Annotated in this window: 8 protein-coding genes and 3 tRNA genes; 5 read left to right on the top strand and 6 right to left on the bottom strand. The window is 45.6% G+C overall.

Going from position 1 to position 14,582, the window contains the following annotated elements; genetic code table 11:
* Nucleotides 1-58: 58 nt before the first annotated feature.
* The 3 genes from tnpA to tnpC all read left to right on the top strand — a co-directional run bounded on the left by tnpA (nucleotide 59) and on the right by tnpC (nucleotide 2,455).
* Nucleotides 59-382, top strand: coding sequence for an IS66 family insertion sequence element accessory protein TnpA (gene tnpA / locus BACSA_RS03045; protein WP_013616134.1), 324 nt, complete (start codon nucleotides 59-61; stop codon nucleotides 380-382).
* The gene (gene tnpB, locus BACSA_RS03050; protein ID WP_013616133.1) at nucleotides 375-743 is read left to right on the top strand and encodes an IS66 family insertion sequence element accessory protein TnpB; all 369 of its coding nucleotides are present in this window, start codon (nucleotides 375-377) and stop codon (nucleotides 741-743) included. Before tnpA ends, tnpB begins: the two co-directional genes overlap by 8 nt.
* Before the next feature lie 86 nt (nucleotides 744-829).
* The gene (tnpC, locus tag BACSA_RS03055; RefSeq protein WP_013616132.1) at nucleotides 830-2,455 is read left to right on the top strand and encodes an IS66 family transposase; all 1,626 of its coding nucleotides are present in this window, start codon (nucleotides 830-832) and stop codon (nucleotides 2,453-2,455) included.
* A 170-nt stretch (nucleotides 2,456-2,625) separates the two neighbouring features.
* Here tnpC and BACSA_RS03060 read toward each other — a convergent pair.
* The 6 genes from BACSA_RS03060 to BACSA_RS03085 form a co-directional block, all read right to left on the bottom strand.
* Nucleotides 2,626-2,699, bottom strand: a tRNA-Arg gene (locus BACSA_RS03060).
* Nucleotides 2,700-2,717: 18 nt separating this feature from the next.
* A tRNA-Arg gene (locus tag BACSA_RS03065) sits at nucleotides 2,718-2,791 on the bottom strand.
* 25 nt (nucleotides 2,792-2,816) lie between these two features.
* A tRNA-Arg gene (locus BACSA_RS03070) sits at nucleotides 2,817-2,890 on the bottom strand.
* Between the two features lie 79 nt (nucleotides 2,891-2,969).
* The gene (locus BACSA_RS03075; protein ID WP_013616659.1) at nucleotides 2,970-5,276 is read right to left on the bottom strand and encodes a patatin-like phospholipase family protein; all 2,307 of its coding nucleotides are present in this window, start codon (nucleotides 5,274-5,276) and stop codon (nucleotides 2,970-2,972) included.
* Nucleotides 5,277-5,451: 175 nt separating this feature from the next.
* On the bottom strand, nucleotides 5,452-7,503 hold the full coding sequence (gene htpG / locus BACSA_RS03080) for a molecular chaperone HtpG (protein ID WP_013616660.1): 2,052 nt from the start codon (nucleotides 7,501-7,503) through the stop codon (nucleotides 5,452-5,454).
* A 112-nt stretch (nucleotides 7,504-7,615) separates the two neighbouring features.
* The gene (locus BACSA_RS03085) at nucleotides 7,616-10,159 is read right to left on the bottom strand and encodes an ATP-dependent Clp protease ATP-binding subunit (protein WP_013616661.1); all 2,544 of its coding nucleotides are present in this window, start codon (nucleotides 10,157-10,159) and stop codon (nucleotides 7,616-7,618) included.
* Between the two features lie 432 nt (nucleotides 10,160-10,591).
* Between BACSA_RS03085 and gyrA the strand changes: the two genes are divergently transcribed.
* Nucleotides 10,592-13,123, top strand: coding sequence for a DNA gyrase subunit A (gene gyrA / locus BACSA_RS03090; RefSeq protein WP_013616662.1), 2,532 nt, complete (start codon nucleotides 10,592-10,594; stop codon nucleotides 13,121-13,123).
* Nucleotides 13,124-13,159: 36 nt separating this feature from the next.
* Nucleotides 13,160-14,377 carry a tetratricopeptide repeat protein gene (locus BACSA_RS03095; RefSeq protein ID WP_013616663.1) on the top strand — a complete coding sequence of 406 codons (1,218 nt, stop codon included), beginning with the start codon at nucleotides 13,160-13,162 and terminating at the stop codon, nucleotides 14,375-14,377.
* Nucleotides 14,378-14,582: the final 205 nt, after the last annotated feature.

Genomic DNA, 14,582 nt, shown 5'->3' on the forward strand with positions numbered 1-14,582 from the left:
TGCATGCCCTATAGTTTGATTGTAATTTTGCCCCACATAACAATCAAACCGAATAGCAATGAACAGAACTGGATTTGAAGAATTAGAAATGCAGGTGCAACAAAGCGGCCTGTCATTGAAGTCGTACCTACGACAGATAGGAGTGAGTTATTCCACCTATCACTATTGGCAAAAGAAATACTCTGCCGAGAAAGACAGTATCAAACAAGAGCTGGCTCCGATCAATATCAAACGGCCAACAGCAGAATTGTCCTTGGATGAACAGGCTCCTTACGGCGTGTCCTTGTTGTTTCCCAACGGGCTCCGTGCCCACTTTGGAAGCGGCTCAGAGAAGCTGTTGATGGAAGTGTTGAACCAAAGTCTGCAGGAGGGCCATGTTTAACTTGAACGACACGATGCGCTACTTCCTGTGTCCCGGCAGGACGGACATGCGCAAGGGCATCAGTTCGCTGTGCGGGGTGGTGCATGAAAAGATGAAAAGTGAGGTGAAGAACGGCGATGTCTTCATCTTCATCGGCTCCAACCGCAGGCTTATGAAGCTGCTTCATGCGGAAGACGGCGGCATGGTGATGTACGTCAAACGGCTGGAGGCCGGACGCTTCAAACTGCCGGAATACGACCCGGAATCAGACAGTTATCCCATGGAATGGCGTGACCTGGTAATGATGGTCGAGGGCATTCAGGAAAGCCCGGGGCAGAGGCTCCGGCGGCTCAGGGCAGAGCGTAAGGAGTACCATGTATGACATGTCTTTTATTGAAAAAAGTGCTGGTATTATTGTATAATCCATTAATAATTAGTATCTTTACATCAGTAAAAAAGAGACAGGCAATGGATGAAAAAGCTATATTACTCAAGACGATAGAAGGGCTGAATGCCTCTATTGCTTCATTGTCTGCCACTAATAAAAAACAGGCTGAGCAGAATGAAAAACTGCAGGCGCGCATCAAGGAGCTGACGGCTCAGGTCGCATGGCTGAACCGTCAGCTCTTTGGGCGTAAATCGGAGAAGCTTCGCGCATATGACCCTAATATCCCCGATCTTTTTGCAGACGAGTTTGCCGGACTCCAACATCAGGCGGAAGAAAAGCGCGACGAAGCCGTTGGGAAGATTGAAAAGGAATCGGCGGAAGTACGGAAGCAGAATCGTCAGAACCGAAAAATGATAGAGGACTTACCCGTACTGGAGACCGAGACAATAGAACCGACAGGTGTTGACCTGTCTTTATACCGTAGAATAGGCGAAGAGATAACAAAAGTCGTCAAACACAAGCCGGGCATGCTTTACGTCAAGGAAATCATCCGTCCCAAATATGCACTCAAGGACAGCACCATGCTTCCTCCGGCTGGACAGAAAGGAGTGGAGATTGCCCCCATGCCGCTGATGCCTGTTGACAAGTGCATCGCTGATACCAGCCTGCTTGCCGAGATACTGCTTCAGAAGTATGAATACCACGTCCCGTTCTACCGTCAGATACGGCAATACAGGCATCTCGGGCTGAAAGGCCTTACGGAAAGCACGCTGGACGGATGGTTCAAGAAGACGGTAGAACTGCTGAAGCCCCTGTATGAGTCGCTTAAGAAAGAGGTCTTCTCTTGCGACTATGTGCAGGCGGACGAGACCACCATCCCGGTCATCAACAGAGGAAAGCACAAGGCGGAAAAGGAATACCTCTGGATGGTCAGGTCTGTCATGGAAAAACTGGTCATCTTCCATTATGACATGGGATCCCGGGCCGGATCAGTCATCGAATCACTGGCAAGCCAATACCGCTTCAAAGGATACCTTCAATGCGACGGTTTTGCAGGCTATGAGACAGCCTTCAAGACCAACCCCGACGTGCGGCTGGTCAATTGCATGGCGCATATCCGCCGTGATTTTGAGCATGCCTTGGGTGAAAACAAAAAGGAAGCCGAATATGGGCTGGCCCAGATACAGTACATGTACAGGATTGAGCACTGCTGCGATAAGGCGGGCTTGTCGTTCGACGGACGCAAAGCGAAACGCCGGGAACTGACACGCCCAATCATGGAGGCCATGAAGACGTGGATGGAAACGGAAGGCATCAAATACAGTCCCCAATCGCTAATCGGCAAAGCTGTCTCGTATGCCTATACCCGATGGGACAACATGATGAGATGCCTGGAGGACGGACGCCTGCTTTTGGACAACAACCTGGCGGAAAATGCCATCCGGCCAATTGCTTTGGGGCGCAAGAACTATCTCTTCTGCGGTAATCACGAGGCTGCCGTTAACATGTCTGTAATCTGTTCCCTGCTGGCCACCTGCAAGGCACACGATGTGAACCCAAGGGATTACCTGAAGGATATCATTGCCCAAATGCCGTATCATAAGAAGTCCGCTGATGAGGAACTGCTTAACCTTCTTCCGCACAAATGGAAACTGCAACATCCGGAGAGCCTGTTGACCAAACAAACTGTAGAATCCGCCAACTAACCACAACGTCAACATACAGGTTCAACAAAACTATAGCGACTGTCACTATGAATCCAATAGTAACAGTCGCTATCATTATATAGATATTTAATGACTGTAGTTTATCGAATGCTTACGATGTATCTGTGAAGGGGATACGAAAAAAGCCTCTTGAGAGAGAGGCTCTTTTGTGACCGCGACAGGATTCAAACCTGTAACCGGCTGATCCGTAGTCAGCTACTCTATTCAGTTGAGCTACGCGGCCAACATTTGTTTTTCGGAGTGATCGCGACAGGATTCAAACCTGTAACCGGCTGATCCGTAGTCAGCTACTCTATTCAGTTGAGCTACGCGACCCTCTTTCCTTTCTAACATCGAAGAGTGACCGCGACAGGATTCAAACCTGTAACCGGCTGATCCGTAGTCAGCTACTCTATTCAGTTGAGCTACGCGGCCTTCTCTTTTCGTTTGACGGGTGCAAAGGTAGGTACTTCTTGGGTAATATGCAAATTTTTGACGGATTTTTTTCTCTTTTTTATTCAATAAACCGTGAATTAAATATCTGCCAACCCAATGTCAATCCGAAATTCCAATTATTTTTCGGTGAACTATAATGATTTACGTATGCACCGATCGCTCCGAATGGAAGCTTGACGACCAATGACAATTCTCCCAGATATTCTATTCTGCTGAATAATTTCCCATAATGTGCTTGGGATTTATCATCACGCAGAATAGGGAAGATAGGGGCAAAACCATACAATTCCAGGCGTGCATGAAAAACTGGCGTAAACTGATAAATGGGCATCAAGCCTGCACCGATGAATTGATTGGCACGAAAAGCTTCATTGTATGAAATCTTACTATGTGCCGTAGGCGAAAATTCCCCCGCCTGCATCATTGTCGCGGTATAATTGTGGCTGAAATTTCGTGAAGAATAATAGGCGCGAATGTAATTTCCTAAAACAAATTTCGAGGATAATGGAAAATAGCGCTCCATTTCGTATGATAATTGCAGCCACGACTGCTGGTATTTATACTCGCCGTCATACGGATCGACGCTTGAACCTGCTTCGAAGCGTTCTTGTCCTGTATAAATATTTGCGACTAAACGCTCTTTTCGTCCTGCGGTCGCATATTGCCGGCTATCCAAGGTGTTTCCTTCCAATGCGACAGAGCCACCGAAAATTGTATAATGACTGCAATCGCTCTGGTCGTTATTAAAATCGATAACGTTTGTCTGGAAATATTCATCTTGCAAATCCCCGACACCTATGCTGAATTCGGCTTTTTGCCGATTGAGGAAAGGAAGCGAAAGCAATACCTTAACAAATTTTTCTTTCTTTTTGCTGAATACCGGTGAATTGCCTTTCGTAAATAGCTTTTCCTGTTTATAATAGTCGAATGAAGATAGCGAACCTATTAATCTGATAGAAGTCGGTATGTGGGTAGGCAAATCAATCCGTCCGGAAAGTTGCAGATTATTGTATATTTGCCCTAATTGTCCGTCTAATGACACTTCTTTGGAATAATTGTTCAAGTTCTGATAGGTTGCTCCAATATAAATCTGGTTTGCTCCATTCGAACTGACATTTCCTCCGACACGCAACGAAAGATCATCTTCCAGCTTTACTTTCAGATGCAGGTCAAAAGTATGGTCAGACGCATTATATACGGCATGCGGAATGATTTCGGATATCATATTGTCTGACATCAAACGGAAATACCCGCTTCGGAAATCTTCAAAACTAAATATTTCGTCTTCCGATGAATGAAATTCTTTTCGGATATAACGTTTCTGTTGTTCATTCGCTCCTTCGATTTCTATTTTGCGGAATCTGAATTCAGGCATCCGGCTTTTATAAGCAATGCGCTCCTTTTCCAATTGCCTGTAATTGACACGCCTTGAAATACGCATCTTTATCGTATCCATCAATTGGATGGTGCGGTTATAACCGATGTCATGCAGCTCATCATACCGGTTGAAATCCATCAGATTTACGTCTGTATATTTGAATGTCATCAGAATTCCCAATGAATCAGGCATGGAATAATCGGTTTTTTGCATAATCATATTTTCCAATTGCCCCATGATGTCGTCATCTTTGGGCTTACCGGGGTTGGAGCTGACGGCACTTCCTATCATAATATCCGGATGAAAGTCTTGCATCATTACATTGGTAGGGAAATTATTGTAAATGCCTCCGTCATAAACCAATACGGAATCGATTTCAATCGGTTTGAACATGGCGGGAAAACTCATCGATGCACGGACGGCATCACCTAAATCACCTTTGCGGAAAATAATCGGACGCTTGTTGTATACATCTGACGCCACACAGCGGAACGGGATGAACAAACGGTCAAAATCGTTATGGCAAGAAGCTGTAGCCTGCCCGAACAGTTGTAAGAAAGCAAAGTTCATTTGTAGCGGGTCGACTACACTCGAAGGTAAAAACTGAGCTTTTACCTTTTGCAATGGATTCTTCAGAGACACCCTGACATTCACAAATTCGGGAGTAGGCGGATTCTTTTTGAAATAATATATGTATTGTTCTTCGATATTCCCTGTATACCAACGTTTAAAGTCGTCCGACTTTATTAATCTTTCCATATCATCCGGCGAATATCCCATGGCGTAAAGCGCGCCTACAATAGCTCCCATGGAAGTTCCTGCTACATAATCAATCGGAATATTATTTTCCTCCAATGCCCGTATGATGCCGATATGGGTAATTCCTTTCGCGCCTCCGCCGCTCAGCACAAGCCCCACTTTCTGAGCCTTTAGCGGCAATGCGAAAAGGACGCAGAGGCATAAAAGGATGGAAACGATTTTGTTCATGTATTTGTTATCATTGATTAGAGATATCCAAAGATAAACAAAAAAAGATTCCTACAGAAGAAATCAGCCTTTTTTTATAATATAAGCGTAAAAAAGGACATCAAGAAGACAAAGAATGAGAAAACTTTGTTTCCTGATGTCCTTTCGTGACTCTTATCTGAATAGCTATTAAATATTAAATCAATTCAATGCTTCGTTTTACAAAGTTGGTCAATGCTTCACCTTTCAACATGCCGTTTTGCAACAGTGCCAGGTCGATAAGTTGATGAACGATCTTATTACCGGTTGCATACGAATTGATGATATCCGTCTTTTCCTGTTTCTTTTCGTCCAGCTTTTTGTCTATGTCCTTCAGCTCATCTTTTTCAGCGGTCGGGATTTCTTCGTCCTTCTTGCCTTCGTGCGCCTTGTGCAATTCGCTTTCACGCATTTTCAAGGTAGCGATTTCTCCTTCTACTGGAACCAGTTTCTCTGAACAAGCCGATTCTGCATCGTCCAACACTTGCTTGATAAGCTTATGGTCGCTATTCAATACCAGGTTGAACATATCCGGCATTTCGCCATAGAAACTCATGCCCGGCTGGATATTCGCCATTTCCTTCATACGGCGCATGTATTCGGATTGCGTAATGACAATCGGAGCGCCTGTTTCGCCCATCGGCTGTGCCTCTACATGAAATTCAGTCTTTTGCAGCTTAGGCATCTGCCCATTGAATACCGCAGTCAATACCTCTCGTTTGCTTTCGGGAAGCTCTTCGCCTTTCTGCTCGTCTTTTGTAATCAAACGGTCGATTACATCGGCATCCACACGCGTGAAACGACTCTTCTCGAACTTCTGTTCCAACATGTTCACCATAGGCACATCCAGTTGTCCGTCCAGCAGCAGTACGTTGTACCCCTTGTTCTTGGCTGCATCGATGTATGTATATTGTTCATCGGTATTGTTGGCGTACAGGTAAATCAGATTGCCGTCCTTATCGGTCTGATTGTCTTTTATCAAGGCCTGATATTCTTCGAAAGTATAATATTTGCCTTCCGTGTCTTTTAAAAGGGCAAACTTATTGGCTTTATCATAGAAGTCTTCTTGTGTCAGCATGCCGTAATTGATGAAGATTTTCAGGTCATCCCATTTCTCTTCAAACTCTTTGCGGTCGTTCTTGAAGATAGATTGCAGGCGGTCTGCCACTTTCTTGGTGATATAGGTAGAGATTTTCTTCACGTTCGAATCACTCTGCAAATACGAACGGGATACGTTCAGCGGAATATCCGGAGAGTCGATAACCCCATGCAACAACGTCAGGAAGTCGGGCACGATGCCTTCTACTGAATCGGTCACATATACCTGGTTGCAATACAACTGAATCTTGTTCCGTTGCAGTTCGATGTTGCTCTTGATTTTCGGGAAATAAAGCACACCCGTCAGGTTGAACGGATAGTCTACATTCAGGTGAATCCAAAACAACGGTTCGTCCGACATCGGATACAAGTCACGATAGAACTTCTTGTAATCTTCGTCTTTCAATTCGCTTGGCTTCTTGGTCCAGATAGGGCAGGTGTCATTGACGATATTGTACTCATCCGTATCGACTTGCTTGCCGTCTTTCCATTCTTTCTTCTTTCCGAAAGCGACCGGAACGGGCAAGAAACGGCAATACTTCGAAAGCAACCCCTGAATGCGGGATTCTTCCAGAAACTCTTTGCAATCATCATCGATGTGCAAGATAATGTCGGTGCCACGGCCGTCACGCTCTGCGTCTTCCAATGTAAACTCAGGGCTTCCGTCGCAAGTCCATTTAACGGCTTTTGCGTCTTCTCTATAAGAACGGGTTACGATTTCGACTTTCTTTGCCACCATGAAAGCGGAATAGAATCCCAAGCCGAAATGTCCGATAATGGCGTTGGCGTCATTCTTATACTTCTCAAGGAAATCATTAGCTCCTGAGAAAGCTATCTGATTGATGTACTTGTCTATTTCTTCAGCAGTAAGCCCCAGCCCACGATCGGATATGGTAATAGTCCCTTCTTCCTTATTTACTTTCACTTGGATAGTCAAATCGCCCAATTCGCCTTTGAAATCACCAGTAGAAGCCAATGTCTTCAGCTTCTGTGTCGCATCAACGGCATTAGAAACCAATTCGCGAAGGAAAATCTCATGATCGCTGTACAAGAACTTTTTGATGATAGGGAATATGTTCTCTGTAGTAACCCCAATATTACCTTTCTGCATATACATATATAGTTTTAATGATTATCTGATTTTCATTCCGTATACCGGCAAAAAAAATGCCAGACGGGAACCGTCTGACATTTTGTCCGTATTCTTTGTCATTTTAGCAGGCTTAGGCCTTGACTATTTCCATTTTCAGGGCGCTTCCGCCTTCGTCCATAGATACATGGACGGTATCACCTGCCTGTGGCGTCTCTTTTAAAAGGAGTTCGGCAAGCCCGTCTTCCAAATTGTTTTGGACAGACCGCTTCAGAGGCCGTGCCCCGAACTGTACATCATAGCCTTTCGAAGCGACAAAGCGTTTGGCGTCTTCATCAATCACCAGCTTGTACCCCAGTGTTTCCATACGGCGGTACAGACCTTTCAGCTCGATGTCGATAATCTTTTGCAAGGCTTCGATATCCAACTGGTCGAAGGTGATGATTTCATCCAGACGGTTGATAAACTCGGGCGCAAACGACTTGTTCAGTGCCTTGGTGATGACACCGCGTGAATATTCCTTATCGTCCGTACGGGTCTGGGCGGCAAAGCCGATTCCTTTCCCGAATTCCTTCAACTGGCGTGTGCCGATGTTCGAGGTCATGATGATGATGGTGTTCTTGAAGTCTACCGTCCGTCCGTAGCTATCGGTCAGACGCCCTTCATCCATCACCTGAAGCAGCAGGTTGAATACATCCGGATGGGCCTTTTCGATTTCGTCCAGCAATACGATAGAGTAGGGCTTACGCCGCACTTTCTCTGTAAGCTGTCCTCCTTCTTCGTAGCCCACGTATCCGGGAGGCGCTCCGACCAGGCGGGAAACCGTAAACTTCTCCATATATTCGCTCATGTCGATGCGGATTAACGCATCTGACGAACCGAACATTTCCTTTGCCAGTTCTTTTGCCAAATGGGTCTTTCCCACACCGGTCGGTCCTAAGAACAGGAAGGTGCCTATCGGTTTGTTGGGGTCTTTCAGTCCGATTCGGCTCCGCTGGATAGCTTTCACCAGCGTCTCTACCGCCTTGTCTTGTGCGATGACTTTCGAGAGCAAGACGTCTTTCATTCCCAGCAATTTGCTCCCTTCTGCCTGTGCCATACGCTGGACAGGCACTCCCGACATCATGGATACGACATCGGCTATCTGGTTTTCGTCCACTTTTTCACGGTTCTCGCGCAAGCTTTCTTCCCATCGGCTTTTCATCGTTTCCAGTTCTTCTTCAAGCCTTCGCTCACGGTCGCGGAAGCTTGCCGCCAGTTCAAAGTCCTGAAGGCGCACCGCTTCGGTCTTGTGCATCCGCGCCTCGTCTATGAGCTTCTCCTGTTCCTCCATTTCTTTCGGAACCGTTATATTAGTAAGGTGTACGCGCGAGCCGGCTTCATCGAGCGCGTCAATGGCTTTGTCCGGGAAATTACGGTCGGTTATGTACCGCTCGGTAAGTTTGACACATGCCTCGAGCGCCTCTTCCGTATACGTCACATTGTGGTGCTCTTCGTACTTGTCCTTGATGTTCCGCAAGATTTGCAGGGTTTCCTCCGGCGTGGTAGGCTCTACCAGCACTTTCTGGAAGCGGCGTTCCAACGCCCCGTCCTTTTCTATGTTCTGGCGGTATTCGTCAAGGGTAGTGGCGCCGATGCATTGTATTTCGCCCCGTGCCAATGCCGGTTTCAGCATGTTGGCTGCATCCATTGAGCCTGCCGCCGAGCCTGCCCCTACGATGTTGTGGATTTCATCGATGAACAGGATGACGTTCGGATTCTTCTTCAACTCGTTCAGGATGGCGCGGATACGCTCCTCGAACTGGCCGCGGTACTTCGTGCCCGCCACGATAGAAGTCATGTCGAGCGCCACCACACGCTTGTCGAACAGGATGCGCGACACTTTCTTTTCTACGATACGCAAGGCAAGCCCCTCTACGATAGCCGACTTGCCGACGCCCGGTTCGCCAATCAGGATGGGATTGTTCTTCTTGCGCCGGCTCAGGATTTGGGCAAGACGCTCGATTTCCTTTTCTCTTCCTACCACCGGATCCAGCTTGCCTTCTGCCGCCACTTGGGTCATATCCGTCCCGAACGAGTCAAGCACCGGCGTGTCATTGTCCGGCTTCTGTTGTTTGGTGCGGGTAGCCGGCTGGGGGTCAGAGGCATAATTCGCCCTTCCGTTCTCCGGATTATGGCGGCGGATACCGTCCTCTTCCTCATCCTCTTCTTCCTCGCCGAAATCCAAGCCGCTTTGGGGTTCGGTTTTGGGCACAAGCTTGTCCCATATCTTCTGATAGGTCACTTCGTTTTCTTCAAGTATTTGAGATGCTTTATTTTGGTTTTCTTTCATAATCGCTAATAACATGTGTTCGGTATCCGTAGCCGGACTTTTTAATACACGGGCTTCCAATATGCTCATCTTCAATATTCTGGAAGCCTGGCTGTCGAAAGTAATGTCTTCGGAATAAGCGTCTGACATATCCGCCTGCAAGCGCAATTCGTCCTCTAAGGTTTGCTTTATCTTTTGCAAATCCACGTATAGGCTCTGCAAGATACGAACCGCTTTCCCTTCGCCTTCACGTATCAGCCCTAAAAGCAAATGTTCAGGCCGGATACTGTTGTTCCTTAACCTGTTTGCTTCTTCTTTGCTGAATTGGATAACATCAGAAACTCGTTGCGTAAATTGATTGTTCATATTGTTTATTTTCCTCCTGTTCGGATGTTTGTTCATATTACCTTTGGATTCTCGCTTGCCGGCACCTGCAAAAATGTCAGCCAGACCCTGACAAAAATGCATACGGCTGTATCGGCAAACGCAGCCTGTTTCATCAGGCTACGCATGCGGCTGCATCAGCCATCGCAGCCGTATGTGTTTTTACATGCGGCTATACCCGCTATAAAATGCAAATATACATTATTAAATTAATATAGCCCGCACCTTTTGGTTGTATTTAACAAAATCTGTGCCAGAATGAAAATGCACGCATCGGGGAGGCTGTTTTTAAATATCTTGTTATCAATGCATTTTTTAAAACTTGCCCGATTTGTTTTGCCAATTCAACAAAAAGTCGTACTTTAGCATGATTTTTCAAGTAAGAACGATAAGTATTAATTTTAATTTGTTTCAATGCAAGAACAAGACAGAATTATAAAAATCAACATCGAGGAGGAAATGAAAAAGTCGTACATCGATTACTCCATGTCAGTAATCGTTGCCCGTGCCCTCCCGGATGTGAGAGACGGATTCAAGCCCGTCCATCGCCGTATCTTGTACGGGATGATGGAACTGGGAAATACATCAGACAAACCTTATAAGAAAGCCGCAAGAATCGTCGGCGAAGTGTTGGGTAAATACCACCCGCACGGCGATTCGTCCGTATATGGAGCCTTGGTGCGTATGGCACAGGATTGGGCTATGCGTTATCCGCTGGTAGACGGACAAGGGAACTTCGGTTCGATAGACGGCGATAGCCCTGCAGCCATGCGTTACACTGAAGCGCGCCTGAAGAAGATAGGCGAGGACATGATGCAGGACCTGTATAAAGAAACGGTGGATTTTACCAACAATTTCGATGATACGTTGCAGGAACCTACGGTGATGCCGACCCGCATCCCCAATCTGCTGGTAAACGGAGCGTCCGGCATCGCGGTAGGTATGGCGACAAATATGCCGACACACAACTTGTCGGAAGTAATCGATGCCTGTGTGGCATACATCGACAATAGCGATATCGATACGGACGGGCTGATGCAGTACATCAAGGCACCCGATTTCCCGACGGGGGGATATATATATGGTGTAAGCGGCGTGCGCGAAGCCTACGAAACCGGACGCGGGCGCATCGTGATGCGTGCCAAGACGGAAATCGAATCGCACCCGACTCATGATAAAATCATTGTCAACGAAATCCCGTACAACGTCAACAAGAAAGAGCTAATCGAGAAGATAGCTTCGCTGGTCAATGAGAAGAAGCTGGACGGCATTTCATATATCAATGACGAAACCGACCGCGAAGGCATGCGTATCGTCATCGATGTGAAACGTGACGCCAATGCAAGTGTCGTATTGAATAAGTTGTTCAAGATGACCGAATTGCAAAGCTCGTTCAATGTCAATAATATCGCTTTGGTACACGGACGCCCACGCTTGCTGAGCTTGAAGGACTTGATTCGCCTGTTCGTGGAGCATCGTCATGAAGTGGTTATCCGCCGTACGAAATTCGACTTGCGGAAGGCAAAGGAACGTGCCCATATCTTAGAGGGCCTGATTATCGCATCCGATAACATCGATGAGGTAATCCGTATCATACGTGCGGCGAAAACGCCTAACGAAGCTGTAACCAACTTGATGGACCGCTTCCAACTGACAGAAGTCCAGGCGCGTGCCATCGTAGAGATGCGCCTGCGCCAGCTGACCGGGCTGCTTCAGGAACAGCTTCATGCCGAATACGAAGAGCTGATGAAGCAAATCGCTTATTACGAAGAAATCCTTTCGAACGAGGAATTGTGCAAAAAGGTAATCAAAGACGAACTTCTTGAAGTAAAAGAGAAATACGGAGACAAACGCCGTTCGGAAATCGTTTATTCTTCGGAAGAATTCAACCCCGAAGATTTCTATGCCGATGATGAAATGGTCATTACGATTTCTCACTTGGGCTATATCAAGCGCACGCCGTTGTCCGACTTCCGTACGCAGCATCGTGGTGGAGTAGGGGCAAAGGGAAGCGAAACACGCGATGAAGACTTTATCGAGCACATTTATCCGGCTACGATGCACAACACCTTGCTGTTCTTTACTCAGAAAGGAAAATGCTATTGGCTGAAAGTCTATGAAATACCGGAAGGGAACAGGACTTCGAAAGGACGTGCCATTCAGAATCTGCTGAATATTGAAGCGGATGATAAAGTGACGGCATACCTTCGCGTGAAGAACTTGAACGACACGGAATTCGTCAATAGCCACTATGTGCTGTTCTGTACAAAGAACGGTGTCATCAAGAAAACCGTACTCGAACAATATTCACGTCCGCGCCAAAACGGTGTGAATGCCATTACAATCCGTGAAGACGACCGTGTGATAGAAGTCCGCATGACCAAAGGCGACAACGATATCGTCATAGCCAACCGCAACGGACGTGCCATCCGGTTCAATGAAACCGCCGTTCGCGAAATGGGACGTACCGCTACAGGTGTGCGCGGCATCACGCTGGACGAAGACGGTCAGGATGAAGTGGTAGGCATGATTTGCATTAAAGACCCGCAAAAGGAAACGATTATGGTCATTTCGGAACACGGATACGGAAAACGTTCCGATATTGAAGACTATCGTAAGACAAATCGTGGAGGAAAAGGTGTAAAAACTTTGAATATTACAGAAAAAACCGGTAAATTAGTCGCCATAAAATCTGTAACAGACGAAAACGATTTGATGATTATCAACAAGTCGGGTATTACTATTCGTTTGAAGGTGGCAGATGTGCGTATCATGGGACGTGCCACACAAGGTGTCCGCTTGATTGACTTAGGGAAGCGCAACGATAGCATCGGTTCCGTATGTAAAGTCAATTCGGATACAGAAGAACAAATGGAACAGATTCTGCCTGATGCCGCCAATGCCGAAGACAATTCCGCTGGCGAAAACGAAACAGGAAACGAGTAAAATAAATAAGTTTGTATTTTTAAATTAAAAGCAGTTATGAAAAAAGTTTTATTGACTACAGCGCTGTTCTTCACAGCATTCACTATCTCTGCGCAAGAAAGTGTAGTGAAGGAAGCAAAATCAGCAAAGAGCAATCCGGAAGAAGCGGCTAAGATTATCGAACCCGCTTTGGTTGATCCTTCTACAGCCAATGATCCTGAGACATGGAAATTGGCAGGCGATTTCCAGAAAGCCATCTATGATGATGAAAACATGAAACTGTATTTGCCTGGAGGACAAGCTGATACAGCTAAGTTATACAATAGTTTGGCTAAAATGTTCGAATATTACATGAAATGTGACGAAGTAGAACAGGCTAAAGTACAAAGCGGAGAACTGAAGAAGCCCAAGCTGAGAAAAAAATTGGCTAAGACACTTCAATCAGTACGTCCGAATCTGACTAACGGAGGTTCTGATGCTTATAACACAGGCAATTATGCCAATGCATTGAAATTCTTCGGTCTTTATGTAGACGCTTCTCAAAATCCGATGTTCGCAGATATCGACGAAGTGAAGAACGATACATTGAATCCGTTGATTGCATGCTATGCGGCTTTGGCGGCTAATTCATTGAATGATAAAGCCGCTGTAATCAAGTACGCTACAATCGGAAAAACTCACAAAGAAGAAGGCTACAGAGCGTTGATGTGCTTGGCTGAAGCATACGGAAAAGGTGAACAAACTGATTCTGTACAATGGTTGGCGACAATTAAAGAAGGAACTGAAAAATTCCCTGATCAAGAATATTTCATCGGAAACTTGATGGATTACTACATTCAAAAAGGACAAGTTGATGTAGCATTGAATGAAATTGATCAGGTTTTGGCTAAAAATGAAACTCCGTATTTCTTGTATGTAAAAGGTGTTCTGCAATATGAGAAAGAAGATTATGATGCAGCTATCGCAACCTTTAATTCAATCATCGCTAAAAATGATAAATTCGTAGCTGAAGCATATTCTAAAATTGGCGATTGCTATTTCTTTCCTGCGCAAATGATTGTAGAAGAAAACAGCAAGATTTCAATGGACGATCCTAAATATGCAGCAAACGAAAGCAAAATTAAAGAGCTTTATGAAAAGGCAAAACCCAATTATGAAAAAGCAAAAGAATTGGCACCTGATAATAAACAATTGTGGGGACAGTTCTTGCTGAACATTTATTGGAAGCTGAACAAGGCTGAATATGATGCTTTGGAAAAAGAATTAGCTATGTAATCTCTAATGGGATAAATTTATTTCTCAAATGAAGCAGAAACTGGATTTTAAAGGTTTCTGCATAAATCTTACCCAAGCTTACGTTTAAATATCATCGTAAGCTTGGGTAAATCTTTTTTAATGCAGTTCATCCGTAAGCTACATGGATATCCAATAGCGATATAATCGGAATTATGTTTAATTTATAACAATCAAAAGACAATAA

The sequence above is a fragment of the Phocaeicola salanitronis DSM 18170 genome (assembly GCF_000190575.1).
Classification (GTDB): domain Bacteria; phylum Bacteroidota; class Bacteroidia; order Bacteroidales; family Bacteroidaceae; genus Phocaeicola; species Phocaeicola salanitronis.